At 54.0% G+C, this 14,175-nt stretch carries 16 protein-coding genes; 7 read left to right on the forward strand and 9 right to left on the reverse strand.

Annotation, left to right across the window (positions count from 1 at the left end):
• Window position 1 precedes the first annotated feature (1 nt).
• The 6 genes from cydB to ACOTX4_RS01980 all read right to left on the reverse strand — a co-directional run bounded on the left by cydB (window position 2) and on the right by ACOTX4_RS01980 (window position 4,721).
• A complete protein-coding gene (cydB, locus tag ACOTX4_RS01955) occupies window positions 2-1,012 on the reverse strand; it encodes a cytochrome d ubiquinol oxidase subunit II (RefSeq protein WP_015571779.1) in 1,011 nt (336 codons plus the stop codon).
• Entirely contained in the window at window positions 1,012-2,415 is a 1,404-nt protein-coding gene (locus tag ACOTX4_RS01960) for a cytochrome ubiquinol oxidase subunit I (RefSeq protein WP_003862857.1), read from the reverse strand. Before ACOTX4_RS01960 ends, cydB begins: the two co-directional genes overlap by 1 nt.
• A 70-nt stretch (window positions 2,416-2,485) precedes the next feature.
• Window positions 2,486-3,358, reverse strand: a complete 873-nt coding sequence (locus ACOTX4_RS01965) for a manganese catalase family protein (RefSeq protein ID WP_023314785.1) — start codon at window positions 3,356-3,358, stop codon at window positions 2,486-2,488.
• A gap of 17 nt (window positions 3,359-3,375) precedes the next feature.
• On the reverse strand, window positions 3,376-3,882 hold the full coding sequence (locus tag ACOTX4_RS01970; protein WP_003862853.1) for a ferritin-like domain-containing protein: 507 nt from the start codon (window positions 3,880-3,882) through the stop codon (window positions 3,376-3,378).
• 62 nt (window positions 3,883-3,944) lie between these two features.
• Window positions 3,945-4,442 (reverse strand): ferritin-like domain-containing protein, encoded by a 498-nt coding sequence (locus ACOTX4_RS01975; protein WP_003862851.1) that lies wholly within the window; start codon window positions 4,440-4,442, stop codon window positions 3,945-3,947.
• A 90-nt stretch (window positions 4,443-4,532) separates the two neighbouring features.
• A complete protein-coding gene (locus ACOTX4_RS01980; RefSeq protein ID WP_022651794.1) occupies window positions 4,533-4,721 on the reverse strand; it encodes a general stress protein in 189 nt (62 codons plus the stop codon).
• Window positions 4,722-5,174: 453 nt separating this feature from the next.
• On the opposite strand from ACOTX4_RS01980, the gene yjdI reads away from it, so the two are divergent.
• Complete coding sequence (yjdI, locus tag ACOTX4_RS01985) at window positions 5,175-5,405, forward strand: 4Fe-4S mono-cluster protein YjdI (RefSeq protein ID WP_003862849.1); 231 nt, start codon at window positions 5,175-5,177, stop codon at window positions 5,403-5,405.
• A gap of 10 nt (window positions 5,406-5,415) precedes the next feature.
• The gene (locus ACOTX4_RS01990; RefSeq protein WP_023314784.1) at window positions 5,416-5,688 is read left to right on the forward strand and encodes a GNAT family N-acetyltransferase; all 273 of its coding nucleotides are present in this window, start codon (window positions 5,416-5,418) and stop codon (window positions 5,686-5,688) included.
• Window positions 5,689-5,721: 33 nt separating this feature from the next.
• Here the strand turns inward: ACOTX4_RS01990 and ACOTX4_RS01995 are convergent, their stop codons facing one another.
• Together ACOTX4_RS01995 and ACOTX4_RS02000 are read right to left on the reverse strand one after the other, a co-directional pair.
• Window positions 5,722-6,951 carry an amino acid permease gene (locus tag ACOTX4_RS01995; RefSeq protein ID WP_003862847.1) on the reverse strand — a complete coding sequence of 410 codons (1,230 nt, stop codon included), beginning with the start codon at window positions 6,949-6,951 and terminating at the stop codon, window positions 5,722-5,724.
• Window positions 6,952-7,066: 115 nt separating this feature from the next.
• Window positions 7,067-7,531, reverse strand: a complete 465-nt coding sequence (locus ACOTX4_RS02000; protein ID WP_022651793.1) for a multidrug/biocide efflux PACE transporter — start codon at window positions 7,529-7,531, stop codon at window positions 7,067-7,069.
• Window positions 7,532-7,632: 101 nt separating this feature from the next.
• Here ACOTX4_RS02000 and ACOTX4_RS02005 point away from each other — a divergent pair, with 101 nt between their 5' ends.
• The 3 genes from ACOTX4_RS02005 (at window position 7,633) to ACOTX4_RS02015 (ending at window position 10,772) form a co-directional block, all read left to right on the forward strand.
• Window positions 7,633-8,499 carry a LysR family transcriptional regulator gene (locus ACOTX4_RS02005; protein WP_003862845.1) on the forward strand — a complete coding sequence of 289 codons (867 nt, stop codon included), beginning with the start codon at window positions 7,633-7,635 and terminating at the stop codon, window positions 8,497-8,499.
• Window positions 8,500-8,591: 92 nt separating this feature from the next.
• Complete coding sequence (locus ACOTX4_RS02010; protein ID WP_003862843.1) at window positions 8,592-9,770, forward strand: acetyl-CoA C-acetyltransferase; 1,179 nt, start codon at window positions 8,592-8,594, stop codon at window positions 9,768-9,770.
• 318 nt (window positions 9,771-10,088) lie between these two features.
• Window positions 10,089-10,772 (forward strand): oligogalacturonate-specific porin KdgM family protein, encoded by a 684-nt coding sequence (locus tag ACOTX4_RS02015; RefSeq protein WP_003862842.1) that lies wholly within the window; start codon window positions 10,089-10,091, stop codon window positions 10,770-10,772.
• A gap of 186 nt (window positions 10,773-10,958) precedes the next feature.
• On the opposite strand, the gene ACOTX4_RS02020 is transcribed toward ACOTX4_RS02015, so the two are convergent.
• Window positions 10,959-12,134, reverse strand: coding sequence for an oligogalacturonate lyase family protein (locus tag ACOTX4_RS02020; protein WP_045332841.1), 1,176 nt, complete (start codon window positions 12,132-12,134; stop codon window positions 10,959-10,961).
• Between the two features lie 300 nt (window positions 12,135-12,434).
• Between ACOTX4_RS02020 and kduI the strand changes: the two genes are divergently transcribed.
• Together kduI and kduD are read left to right on the forward strand one after the other, a co-directional pair.
• Window positions 12,435-13,271, forward strand: a complete 837-nt coding sequence (gene kduI / locus ACOTX4_RS02025) for a 5-dehydro-4-deoxy-D-glucuronate isomerase (protein WP_003862837.1) — start codon at window positions 12,435-12,437, stop codon at window positions 13,269-13,271.
• A 63-nt stretch (window positions 13,272-13,334) separates the two neighbouring features.
• On the forward strand, window positions 13,335-14,096 hold the full coding sequence (kduD, locus tag ACOTX4_RS02030) for a 2-dehydro-3-deoxy-D-gluconate 5-dehydrogenase KduD (protein WP_003862835.1): 762 nt from the start codon (window positions 13,335-13,337) through the stop codon (window positions 14,094-14,096).
• The last annotated feature ends 79 nt before the right edge of the window (window positions 14,097-14,175 follow it).

The following is a 14,175-nucleotide window of genomic DNA, read 5'->3' on the forward strand; positions in this document are numbered from 1 at the left end:
CTTAGTGATAACCTTCGGTATCAGACACTTTGCCCCGGAAGACGTAATAGCTCCAGGCGGTATAAACCAGGATCACCGGGATGATTAACAGCGTGCCGATCAGCATAAACAGCTGGCTGGCAGGCGGCGCGGCGGCTTCCCACAGGGTGATGTGCGGCGGAATTATGTGTGGCCACAGGCTGATGCCCAGGCCGCTAAAGCCGAGGAAGATCAGGCCCAGCGTTAACAGGAACGGACGGGCATGGCTGTCGGGATTACGCGTCAGCCGCCAGATCCACAGGCTGAATACCGCCACAAGAACCGGAACCGGCAGGAACCAGAAGAAGTTAGGCAGAGTAAACCAGCGTTCGGCGACAAACTGCCAGCCGAGCGGGGTCCAGATACTTACCACCGCAATGACGGCAATCAGCGCCAGCAGAACGTGGCGGGTCAGCTCGCGCATCCGGTTTTGCAGCGCGCCTTCGCTTTTCATGATCAGCCACGTGGTGGCCAGCAGGGTATAGGCGACAATTAAGCCCAGCCCGCAGAACAGGTTAAACGGGGTGAACCAGTCCAGCGAGGAGCCCACAAAGCGACGCCCTTCCACGTCAAAGCCGTTGATCATCGCGCCAACCACGATCCCCTGGCTGAAGGTTGCGAGCAGGGAACCGCCAGCAAAAGAATAGTCCCAGAATTTGCGGTGGGAAGGGGTCGCCTTAAAGCGAAACTCAAATGCCACGCCGCGGAAAATAAGCCCGATCAGCATGGCCGTCAGCGGGATGGTCAGGGCATCGATTATTACCGCGTAGGCCAGCGGAAACGCGCCGAACAACCCTGCGCCGCCGAGAACCAGCCAGGTTTCATTTCCGTCCCAGACCGGGGCGACGCTGTTCACCATCACGTCGCGCTCTTTGGCATCACCCACAAAGCTGAACAGCATGCCGATACCGAGATCGAAACCGTCCATGATGATGTACATCAGCGTGGCGAAGACAATAATGGCAAACCAGATGACCGGGATATCGACGCCCATCAGATCTTCTCCTCTTCCGGAACAGACTCGGCGGCGGACAGCGGACGGGCAGGGGTACCCGATGTATTAGACGTTAGCGTGCCCACAGGCTGCGGACCTTTTTTAATCAACCGGGCGAGATACACATATCCCACGCCAAATACCGAACAGTAGACCACGATAAAGGCCAGCAGGCTGATGCTCATCTGCAACGTGCTGTGCAGAGACACCGCATCTATCGTGCGCAGATAGCCGTAAACGACCCACGGCTGGCGGCCCACTTCGGTGGTGACCCACCCGGCGAGCAGCGCGAGTAATCCGGCAGGCCCCATACAGAGGGCAAACCAGTGGAATGGCCGTGAGTGATAGAGTCGACGGCGATAGCGCAGCCAGACGCTCAGTACGCCAAGGGTAATCATCAGCAGCCCCATGCCGACCATAATGCGGAAGGACCAGAAGACGATGAGCGAGTTAGGGCGGTCCTCTTTCGGGAAATCCTTCAGCGCCGGGACCTGTTTATCCAGGCTGTGCGTCAGGATCAGGCTGCCGAGCGCGGGAATTTCAAGCCCGTATTTGGTGCGTTCCTCTTCCATATCCGGTACGCCAAACAACAGCAGCGGGGTGGCCTCGCCGGGCGGGTTTTCCCAGTGGCCTTCAATCGCGGCGATTTTGGCAGGCTGGTGCTCAAGCGTATTCAGCCCGTGCATATCCCCAACCACGGCCTGAATGGGCGCGACCAGCAGCGCCATCCACATGGCCATGGAGAACATCTTGCGGATCGCGGGCGTATCGTTACCGCGCAGCAGATGCCATGCCCCGGACGCGCCCACAAACAAGGCGCTGCACAGGAAGGCGGCGATGGACATATGGATCAGGCGGTAAGGGAATGAGGGGTTAAAGATAATGGCCAGCCAGTCTTCGGGAATGACCTGACCGTTCTGAATACTGAAGCCCTGCGGGGTGTGCATCCAGCTGTTAGAGGCGAGGATCCAGAAGGTGGACATCAGCGTGCCCAGCGCCACCATGCAGGTGGCAAAGAAGTGCAGGCCGGGGCCAACCTTGTTCCAGCCGAACAGCATCACACCCAGGAATCCGGCTTCGAGGAAGAAGGCGGTTAAGACTTCATAGGTGAGCAAAGGGCCGGTTATGCTGCCCGCGAACTGGGAAAAGCCGCTCCAGTTAGTCCCAAACTGGTAAGCCATCACCAGCCCGGAAACCACGCCCATACCAAAGTTGACGGCGAAAATTTTTAGCCAGAAATGGTATAGCGAGCGCCAGACATCATTTTTTGTGCGAAGCCACATGCCTTCGAGAACCACCAGATAGCTCGCAAGCCCGATGGTGATCGCCGGGAAGAGAATATGAAAAGAGACGGTAAAGGCGAACTGTATCCTGGCCAGATGAAACGCATCAAGCTCGAACATGCTCCGTACCTCTGGAACTGATAGCGCACAAGGCATTGCCAGACAGCCTCAGGCTGCCTGGCAAAACCGGTTACGGTTTTTTCTTACCTGCGCCAAGCTCGGCACCGGTAAGCGGATCGGCGTTAGGGTCGGATTTCGTACGTGCGCACATCGCTTTGACCAGCGTGGCCTGCTCTGTCGTGAGCGTTACGCTTGCGCCGCCGTCACCGCCATCGACCGCGGGCTGAGGAGATTCCACGTAGTCGAAGTGCTTATCGCTGTTCCAGCTACCGCGAACTTCTCCCCCCTCAGACATATTGTAGTACTTATTAGTGTACTCTTCGATTGGCGGCAATTTACCCGGTGGGAAATTGTTACGGATCGACTGGAGCGCCTTCTCAAATGAGAGCTGGTGTGCTGCCTCACGCGTCATTAAAAACGCCAGCGCATCTTTAACACCCGGATCGTCCGTTACGTTAATAAGCCGTTCGTAGATAATTTTGGCGCGGGCCTCGGCCGCAATGTTAGAGCGCAGATCGGCGGTGGGCTCGCCAATAGTATCCACATACGCCGCCGTCCATGGTACGCCCCCGGAGTTGGTCAGTGGAGTACCGCCGCCGTAGAGCAGGGAGGTGATATGACTGTCGTTGCCGTTCTCGGTCATGGAGCGGTACAATTCCGCTTCATTTTCAACGCCTTCCGCCAATTCACCTTTCGCACCCTTATTCAGCATACCCACCAGGGTGCCGATAATTTCCAGGTGACTTAACTCCTCGGTCGCGATATCCATCAGCATATCTTTACGACCGGGATCGTCGTCGCTCAATCCTTGCGTAAAGTAACGACATGCCGCGGCAAGTTCGCCCTGTGGCCCGCCAAACTGCTCAAGCAGAAGATTGGCCAGGCCCGGATTCGGTTCGGCTACGCGTACCGTGTATTGCAGCTGTTTTACGTGTCGAAACATAGTTTCTCCCTCTTTCGTTATTTTTTCGCTTCAACACCGTCCGCATCGGAGCGCAGCAGGAACTGTTCCGTCGTCTGTGGAATATGCTGGAGCAGCCAGTCAGCCATCTGGCGCTCTTCTTCCAGAATGGACTCAATGGCAGGAATGGAGGCGGTATCGCCCGCTTGTTTGGCCGCAGCCAGCAGAGAGGTGTAGCAGGCAATTTCAAACTGCTCAAAAACGTAGCCGCTGATGGAGCCTTTAACAATTTCGTCGGAAGGGAACATGCCGCCAATGGACTGGCCGAGCGCCGCCATTTTGCTCATGGAATCTTTTATGACCGAACGGGAAATATCATTGCGGTCGAGAATTTCTTCCAGCACGGTAATTTGGTGTTTAGTCTCATTAACGTGTTGTTCAATTCGTGCACGTAAGTCGGGATAATTATCAATACGGCTGGCCATAGATTCCAGCATGGATTCGGCTTGCTTTTCCATCGCATGGGCATCGCGTAGCCAATCATGGTAGTGTTCTACATGATTCATAATTAACTCCTGTGATTTATTATCTGGTTAATTTTTGTTGCTGATGCTCATCAAATTAATATTTATCCTTTCTGGGCTTTTTGATTAATATTGCCGACAGCCAGATCGGTTAATTTGAGATCGGTTTCTTTTTCTTCTTCCAGCGTTTCGGCAAGAAGTTTAACGGCTTTTTTATAGCCTAATTGTTCAGCCAGGGTGGCCAGGGTGCCGTAGCTGGCAATCTCGTAATGCTCGACTTTTTGTGCTGCGGCAATTAATGCAGCGTCACGCACTTCATTTTTCTCAGTGCTCTCAATAACTTCGTTGGCTTCTTCAATTAAGCCTTCCATCGCAACGCATTTCATGCGCTTCAGTTTGAGGCCGGATTCCTGCTCAATAATCTGATCGATACGCTCGATTTGTCCCTGAGTCTCTTCGAGGTGGGCCGTGAACGCGGCACTCAACTTCTCGCTGGATGCGGCGCGAGCTAACTTGCTTAGAGCGCGGGTCAGCTGCTTCTCAGCGCTGTAGGTGTCGGATAACAGGTGAATAAATACATCTTCAACAGTTTTCATATTCATATTTTCGCTCCAGTGAAATAAAGGGAAGGTACTGCGAGCCGACGGGCCCGCAGCATGCTCTCGGTATATTTATAAGAGCTTTAAATAAGATCAGGAGTTATCAGATTTACGGCCTCCGCCGTGACTGTTCTGGCCCCCTTTCTTACCCGCTTCAGATGCGCGTTGCGGATCGTTTTTGAAATTACCGCCGCTGTGCTGGCCGCCTTTACGTCCAGCTTCTGATGCCTTTTCACGGTCTTCAGCGAAATTACCGGAACCACCACGATGTTGCTCTGCCATATATCAACCCTCATGTTGCGTTTATGTCAGGAGATACGATAAGTAATTCGTATCAGTTGTCGTTCAGGAATTAACATTAGTCGTTATGTGAGAAGAGTCAAATTTCATGTCTGGGTTGTTTTGCGGTAATTTTGCAGGTGTTCAGGAAATACCGCTTCGTTACGAACTTTAAAAACGGACGATAAATCCACTGGTTAGGGAGAAATAAATCTGGATGTTGGGAGTTCGCTTAGCTAATAATCCTAATGTGAACGTGGCGTGAATTATTACAAGAGTTGACACAACGCAAAAATATATCGTCGCAACGGGTGCTTCTGTATTCGGAATAATCTTAAGTGCCTGGCGAAATAACGTGTTGAAAAGAAGGTGGCCAAACCTCGTTTTTGACGTGGTCAGGCGGATCGGCTGAGGGTATGCTTCTTTTGTCACCACAATAATTACAGAGGCAATATCATGGATCAGGAGCTACTGGATGCGGGGTACCGGGCCTACACCGGTGAGAAAATTGATGTTTACTTCAACACCGGGATCTGCAAACACTCGGGCAATTGCGTGCGCGGCAGCGCGGCGCTGTTCGACCTGAAGCGTAAACCATGGATCGCGCCGGATGAAGTAGATGCAGAAACGGTTGTGCGCGTAATTGATACCTGCCCGAGCGGTGCGCTGAAGTACCGCCAAAAATAAGTGAGGAACCATGGAAATTCTTGAAGGCCATAACAAGTTTTACGTCAACGACGCCGAAGGCAATCAGGTAGCGGAGATTGTCTTTGTCCCGACCGGCGAGCATCTGAGCATCATTGAGCACACCGATGTGGATCCAAGCCTGAAAGGGCAGGGTGTGGGTAAGCAGCTGGTGGCGAGGGTGGTAGAGAAGATGCGCGAGGAGAACCGTAAAATTATCCCGCTGTGTCCGTTTGCGAAGCATGAGTTTGATAATACGCGGGAGTATGACGATATTCGGGCGTAAAACTGATGCCCGGCATTGCGCCGGGCAGCATACTCAACCGACAAACATCACCGACACACACAGCACACCTACAATCAGCGTCAGCAGGTTACCGATGGAGCGGTACGGTTTTAACGACGGGATCAGGTACGTCGACAGCGTCGGCATGATGAACAGGATCATGGCGATAAGCGGACCGCTGATAGCGTAAATCATTGAAATGGCGTTCGGGTTGATGCAGCAGACCGCAAATGTAATCAGCGACACGCCGAGAATAGAAACCGCGCGGTTAAAGGCGCGGCTTTTCTTCACACCCACCTGATTCAGCGACGATTTCACAATTTCCGTTGCCCCTTCAATCACGCCAAAATAGGTGCCGAGGAACGATTTCGACATCGCAATAATCGCCACGATAATGCCGGAAATGCCCAGCCATGCCGGGGACGAAGGCATCATCGACAGCGCGGACAGGATCGTCACCCCTTCCTCTTTTGCCGCCACGATATACGACGGTGGAATCGAAAGCAGGCAGCTGAACACAAAGAACAGCACGCTGAGGCAGATGATCAGATACGCCACTTTCATGATTTTTTTGCATTTACCCATCGCCTCTTCACCGTATTTCTCGCGACGGTCCACGGCGAAAGTCGAGATGATCGGAGTATGGCTAAAAGCGAAAACCATCACCGGGATCGAAATCCACACCTGGTGCAACGTATGCTGGTCGAAGGCCATCTGGCTCGTCAGAAGCGACGGCTGCCAGCTGCCCGTCAGATACAGCGAGACAAACAGGAAATAGGCGATCAGCGGAAAAACAAGGAAACCCATCACCTTAATGGTGATGTGCCGCCCCATCAGGAAGATCAGATTCAGAATCAGCACCACGCCAAAACTCACCAGCATCCGCATGCCGGTATCCACCGTCATCCGTTTCGCCAGCTGTTCAGTGAGTGAGTTAGTTATCGCCACCGCGTAAATCAGAACCACCACAAAGAAAGCCACAAAATAGAGCGTGGTGATCAGGTTGCCGATCTTTTTGCCGTAGTAATGGGAAACGGCACCGGTGATCCCTTCGTTGCCTTTCGTCTTCGACGACAGAATAAATTGCGCCAGCGCTTTATGCGGCCAGTAGGTTAAGGGATACGCCACAAGGGCGGTGATCAGCAGGACAATCGCGCCAGCAGAGCCGAGCTGAATGGGCAAGAACAGGGTTCCTGCGCCCACGGCAGTGCCGTAGAGGGCGAAACTCCAGAGAGTCTCTTCTTTTGACCAAATTTTCGACATTAGAGCAACGTATCAACTATAAAACGAACAAAAAGGAGTGCAATTTACCATAATTATGCGTTGAGGTCGCCGTTGCTTCGCAGGGGTGGGCCGGAGCAGGTCTCCGGCCGGAAGGTTATTCGCTTGCCAGGGCGCGGCGTTGCTGGCGGCGCTTGATGATTTTCTCCCGCAGGGTGTCGTACGCCCAGTTGTAGAGCATGGTGTACGGCAGGAAGAACAGGAAGAAACCAATTTCCAGCGTAAAGGCCTGGAGCAGCGTCACGCCCAGCACGGCGGCAACGATGGTTACGCCAATCACAATAAAACCGCATTCAAAACCCAGCGCATGCAGGGCGCGCACTTTCGCCGTGCGCTTCACCCGCTGGACGGGCCAGAAACGGTCGAAGCCAAAGTTATAGATAATGTTCCAGAGCATTGCCGTGGTCGCCAGAATTATGGTGAGACCCCCCATTTCAACCACCGAGCGCTGCATTAGCCACGCGGCCGTCGGGGCGAGGATCGCCGTAGCAATGCCTTCAAAACAGACGGCATGGAAGATCCGCTCCGGCAATTTACGTTGGAGTGCATCCTGATGTTGCATATTTACCTCATATTGACGCCAGTATGGGCGTTGATGCGGTCTATTCTTATCGTTTAAGGTGATATATAAAAGATGGTATCCATCGATAAAGTAGATACATCATGCGTTATTCTCCCGAAGCACTGACCGCGTTTGTTGAAACTGTCGCCGCAGGTTCGTTTTCTGCTGCGGCACGGCGGCTGCGTAAAAGCCAGTCCACCATCAGCACCTCCATCGCCAACCTTGAAGCTGACCTTGGCTTTGAGCTGTTCGATCGCTCGGCGCGTCACCCGGTGTTGACCGCCCAGGGTGAACAGGTGCTGGGCTATGTCCAGTCGATACTCGCCGCCAGCGCGCGCCTGGATGAGCTGGCCGTATCTTTAACCGCGCAAACGGAGGCGCGTTTTACCTTTGTTCTCTCCGATACGCTTAACCCGGCCGTGCTGGAACAGATGATGAGCCAGTTCGACCAGCGTTTTCCGCACACGGAATTTGAGTGCCTGATTGGTGAAGAGGAAGACGTGATCGATCTGCTGCAAAAGGAGCGGGCGCAAATTGGCCTGACGGAAGCGCGCGACAGCTACCCGACCGATATTGGCGCGACCCGTCTGCCTATGCAGACAAGGATGGCTATTTACGTTTCTGCCGGACATCCTCTGGCAGGGCAACATGAGACGCAGGCGGACGAGCTCCATGGCTGGCGCGAGCTGCGGCTGAGTACCTATCTTGAACGGGAAGCGCCCCTTGCGCGCGGGCCGGTCTGGTCTGCGCCGAATTACCTGTTACTGCTGAGTATGGCGGTACAGGGCTTTGGCTGGTGCGCGTTACCCTGCGCGCTGGTCGACGAATTTGCCGCGTCGAAATCGCTGGTGCAGCTGAACGTGCCGGGCTGGCCGAGGTCGATTGCCATCGATCTGGTATGGAACAAACGAACCCCGCCCGGCGTCGCCGGAAGCTGGCTGCGCCAGTACTTGCAGGACGCACGATAATCCTGTGACTAAACTCACTAATTTTAAACATTTGCGTCAATTGTTGATAACAATCCTCTACTATCGTCATGTCATTTTGCACAGAGGTCGTGATGAAAGATGTCGTTATAGTGGGTGCGTTACGTACGGCTATCGGCTGTTTTCAGGGAGCGCTTGCGCGTCACTCTGCGGTTGATCTCGGCAGCGTGGTGGTAAGAGCGCTGGTGGAACGCAGCGGGATTGCCGCACATGAAATTGATGAGGTGATCCTTGGCCAGGTGCTGACCGCTGGCGCGGGACAAAACCCTGCGCGCCAGGCAGCGCTGAAGGGGGGCCTGCCCAATACCGTTTCGGCAATTACCATCAACGACGTCTGTGGTTCAGGTTTGAAAGCGCTCCATCTTGCGACGCAGGCCATCCAGTGCGGTGAAGCGGACGTGGTTATTGCCGGCGGGCAGGAGAATATGAGCCGCGCCCCGCACGTCCTGACCGACAGCCGGACCGGCGCGCAGCTCGGGAACAGTCAGCTGCTTGACAGTCTGGTTCACGACGGGCTGTGGGACGCCTTCAACGACTACCATATGGGCGTAACGGCGGAAAACCTGGCGCGGGAATACGGTATCAGCCGCGAGCTTCAGGATGCATATGCCCTCAGCTCACAGCAAAAAGCGCGTGCAGCGATCGACTCCGGGCGTTTTCGCGATGAAATTGTCCCGGTCAGTACCCAGCGCCAGAACGGCGAAGCGCTCATCGTCGATACCGACGAGCAGCCGCGCACCGATGCCAGCGCAGAAGGGCTGGCAAAACTCGATCCGGCCTTTGAAACGCTCGGTTCTGTAACGGCAGGCAACGCCTCATCCATTAACGACGGTGCGGCGGCGGTGATGATGATGAGTGAAAGCAAAGCCCAGGAGCTGGCGCTGCCGGTGCTGGCGCGCATCAAAGCGTTTGCCAGCGTGGGTGTTGATCCTGCGTTAATGGGGATCGCCCCGGTCTATGCCACGCGCCGCTGCCTGGAGCGGGCGGGCTGGGAGCTGAGCGATGTGGATCTGATTGAGGTCAACGAAGCCTTTGCTGCACAGGCGATCTCGGTCGGGAAAATGCTGGAATGGGATCCGCTGCGGGTCAACGTCAACGGCGGTGCAATTGCGCTGGGTCATCCCATTGGCGCCTCCGGCTGCCGCATTCTGGTGTCGCTGGTCCACGAAATGAAAAAGCGTAACGCCCGAAAAGGGATCGCAACGCTCTGTATTGGCGGAGGGCAGGGGGTGGCCCTGGCTATCGAACGGTAGTTTCCCCTCTCTGTGCACAGAAAACCTCCCACGGGAGGTTTTTTTGTGTCCGCAGAATCCTTTTTTAACACTTCTGCGTTCTTTCTGAAGCCCGCAATAATTATTGCGCGGTTAATTATTTGCTTTGTGAAGTGCTTAATGTGATCTTCCCCCTGAAATTTACGGTTAATGCCCTTTTTTTGTTGATGGGGTTCACGTCGATCTTTGCCAAAAAAAATGAAACAAATAATTTCGATCCTTGTCACTAAAATAACGGTGCATAAAAAATAAACTCAAGTTTCATAAAAACGAAACGTTATTTTAATTGAGGGTTTTTTCATGTTTAAGAAATCTCTGCTCCTTGCTTCCCTTATTAGTGCCTCTTTTGCGGCTAGCGCCGTTACCGTCGATCTGCGTCACGAATATATTGACAGCGGCTCGAATGCCGACCGTGTTGCCGTCTCGCACCGCTTTGATAATGGCTTCGGTTTTTCAGTCGAGGCGAAGTGGAAATCAGGCGGGGACAAGGCAGATCAGCCATTCGCGGATGTAGTGGGGAACGGTCACGAAGATCAGATTAGCTGGCGCTGGAAAGCGACAGACAATATCGCCCTGACCCCTGCGTTTACGATTGAAAGCACAGACAGTCGCACCATTTATAAACCGAATCTGCATGTGCAATATAGCTTCGATAATGGCTTCTACGTGGCTGCGCGTTACCGTTACGAATATACTCGCTACCCGTCAAGCTCAAATAAGGACGATGATAAAGTTAACCGAGGCGATGCGTGGGTCGGTTGGGTATTAGGTGACTGGCGTACCGAGCTGAACTATGTTTACGCGAAAAGTTCTGAAGGCGTGGCCCGAAATAATAATAAAGATTATTCCAACGAATATAACGCCAAGCTGGCCTACAAATGGGATAAAAACTGGGCACCGTATGTGGAGGTGGGGAACGTGGGGGTTAAAGACACGGACGAACGCCAGACCCGTTTCCGTTTAGGTGTGGCGTACTCCTTCTGATAATTCAGTTCCTTCGCTAAAAACCGCCGGGTGGCGCTTCGCTTACCCGGCCTACACATTCTTTCCAATCCATTTTTTCGTAGGCCGGGTAAGCGAAGCGCCACCCGGCAAAAAGCGCCGCGCAATCACCCAAAAAAAAGCCCTCCGAATCGGAGGGCAAGGCCAGTTACAGAAACACTAACTCATTCAGGCATGCAACATTTCAGGTTGCTCGGGGAGTTTCGCAATATAGAGGGCCGGTTTGCCGTCTTTATCGGAACTGTACAGCACCGCTTTTTCGTCCGGGGTGAAGGACGGATGCGGGTGGGTTACCTGGCGGCTGTTCGCCACCGTAGCCCATGAGGTGTCATGACGGGCGATGCGGTAATAAGATTTCTTCGCCACGTCAAAGGCATACAGATAAGGATCGTTATCAATGGTGTAGCCGCCGGTGTCTTTCACGTCAACAGGCGTACCGGAACCGTCGCCAACCAGCATGCTGCCGTCAACGTTGCTCATCAGATGCGAACAGGCGGGCATGTTCATTACCGCTTCATTCACGCCGGTGTCCGGGTTGAAGCGGGAGATGGTACGCCCTTGCTGACCTTTCAGATAAGAGACGTAGATCAGCGCGGACCCGTCCGGCACCCAAAATTCATGTGTACAGCTTTCACCTTCCGCGTGCGTTTTCACTTTCCGCACGTTGCTGCCATCTTCGTTGACCAGCCACATGCGGGCGTCGACCAGGTCGTGCGGCCCTTCATGACAGAAGGCCACGGTATTGTCATCGAACGGACGATAAATCGGATGTCCCAGCCAGATCTTCTCGTCATGAATGGTGGTGCTTTCACCCGTTTTCAGATCAACGCGCAGCAGGCGGCAGTGCGGCCCTTTGTGGAAGAAGTCGTGGAAAATTTTCCAGTCGTTGAGTGGCGTCCAGTCACATCTGGCAATCTCAATACCCACCAGTTTGGTGCAGTCGCTGTTCGCGACCCAGGTGCCGTAGCCGACCCACTCTTCCGGAACGCGGTACACTTCGCGCTCTGCCAGCGTCTGTAAATCCACCTCCAGCAGGGTGCGATCGTTCTTCACATAGTAGAGGGATTTATCGTCCGGAGAGAGGAACCCGCCAAAGGTATTATCGCCCGCGCCTTCGGTCAACTGTACCGCTTCGGCGTTTTTCAGATCCAACAGGTAATAGTTCCAGTGACCGTCGAACTCCCCGGCGAACAGCAGGTGGCTGCCATCGTTAAAGAAGCACTTCTGGTAAAAGTAGTTGCGATGACAGGTTACTTCCGGTGGGGTCAGGCGGGTGACTTCCACGCCTGTATCCGGATCGCGGCTGACCTCATAGTTCAGCTTGACCCGCATACCTTTAGCCATAATGCACTCCTTTGAACGCGTAATGTAGGTTGAAAACTAGGTGATAAATTATCAAAACGTTGTTTCATTATGTGTGACTGACAGCGCACTTTCTCATTTTCATTAACCAGATTGAGGGTCTTAAAGATTTATCGTGATCGAAACTCCATTTCTGGCATAAACAGGCAGAAAAAATGAAACGTTGTTTTAAATGCAATTGAAAACCCCGTTGTCAGGGGATAATATGTGTTCATCACGAAAACGGAACGTTGTTTCGTTATTTATCTTTGCCTTCGGGCACGATCAATTCTGGAGGTTTACGTGGACGTCAGACAAAGCATCCACAGTGCGCACGCTAAAATGCTGGATACTCAGGGGCTGCGCAGTGAGTTTTTAGTTGAGCAAGTGTTCGAAGCCGACAAGTACACCATGGTCTACAGCCATATTGACCGCATTATTGTGGGCGGGATTATGCCGGTGGCGAAAACCGTCTCCGTGGGCGGTGAAGTGGGCAAACAGCTGGGCGTGAGCTACTTCCTCGAACGCCGTGAACTGGGCGTGATTAACATCGGCGGGCCGGGCACCATTACCGTCGATGGCCAGTGCTACGAAATTGGTCACCGCGACGCGCTGTACGTCGGCAAAGGCGCGAAAGAGGTGGTGTTCGCCAGCATTGATGCCAGCAAACCGGCGAAGTTTTACTACAACTGCGCCCCGGCTCATACGACTTATCCAACCAAAAAAGTCACGCCAGCGGACGTTGCCCCGGTGACCCTTGGCGATAACCTCACCAGCAACCGTCGCACCATCAACAAATATTTTGTTCCGGATGTGCTGGAAACCTGCCAGCTCAGCATGGGGCTGACCGAGCTTGCGCCGGGCAACCTGTGGAACACCATGCCGTGCCATACCCACGAGCGCCGCATGGAAGTCTACTTCTATTTCAACATGGATGAAGACGCCTGCGTGTTCCACATGATGGGACAGCCGCAGGAGACGCGCCATATCGTTATGCACAACGAGCAGGCAGTCATTTCGCCGAGCTGGTCCATCCACTCTGGCGTGGGAACGAAAGCCTATACCTTTATCTGGGGGATGGTCGGTGAAAACCAGGTCTTTGATGACATGGACCACGTCGCTGTTAAGGATCTGCGCTAGTCGCAGGCAGTTAAGCATACATCTGCCTGTTGCTGACAGGCGCTGAACGATTAAGGAACAAACATGATTCTGGATGCATTTTCTCTGCAAGGTAAAGTGGCTGTGGTTTCCGGTTGTGACACCGGGCTGGGGCAGGGTATGGCGTTAGGTCTGGCGGAAGCGGGCTGCGATATCGTCGGGATTAACATCGTTGAGCCAACGGAAACCATCGAGCGCGTCACCGCGCTGGGCCGCCGTTTCCTGAGCCTGACCGCGGACCTGCGCAAAATCGATGCGATCCCTGAGCTGCTGGATCGCGCGGTGGCGGAGTTTGGGCATATCGATATTCTGGTCAACAACGCCGGCCTGATCCGTCGTGAAGACGCGATTAACTTCAGCGAAACGGACTGGGACGACGTGATGAATCTGAACATCAAGAGCGTGTTCTTTATGTCCCAGGCGGCTGCGAAGCACTTCATTGCTCAGGGGAAAGGTGGCAAGATCATTAATATTGCCTCCATGCTCTCTTTCCAGGGCGGCATCCGCGTGCCGTCTTACACCGCATCGAAGAGTGCCGTGATGGGCGTGACCCGCCTGCTGGCGAACGAGTGGGCGCAGCACAACATCAACGTCAACGCGATTGCGCCGGGCTACATGGCCACCAACAATACCCAGCAGCTGCGTGCGGATGAAGAGCGCAGCGCGGCAATCCTGGAGCGTATTCCAGCGGGTCGCTGGGGTCTGCCGAGCGATCTGATGGGCCCGGTTGTATTCCTGGCGTCCCCGGCTTCGGACTACATTAACGGCTACACCGTTGCCGTAGACGGCGGCTGGCTGGCACGTTAAGTCAGCCCGAATAAAGAACCTCTGCCCTCGTGTAGAGGTTTTTTTTGCGCCAAAATTGGCTTTATCCATATCCATAAAG

The sequence above is a fragment of the Enterobacter cloacae complex sp. IR5459 genome, from assembly GCF_049238005.1.
In the GTDB taxonomy this organism is placed as follows: Bacteria; Pseudomonadota; Gammaproteobacteria; order Enterobacterales; family Enterobacteriaceae; genus Enterobacter; species Enterobacter hormaechei_C.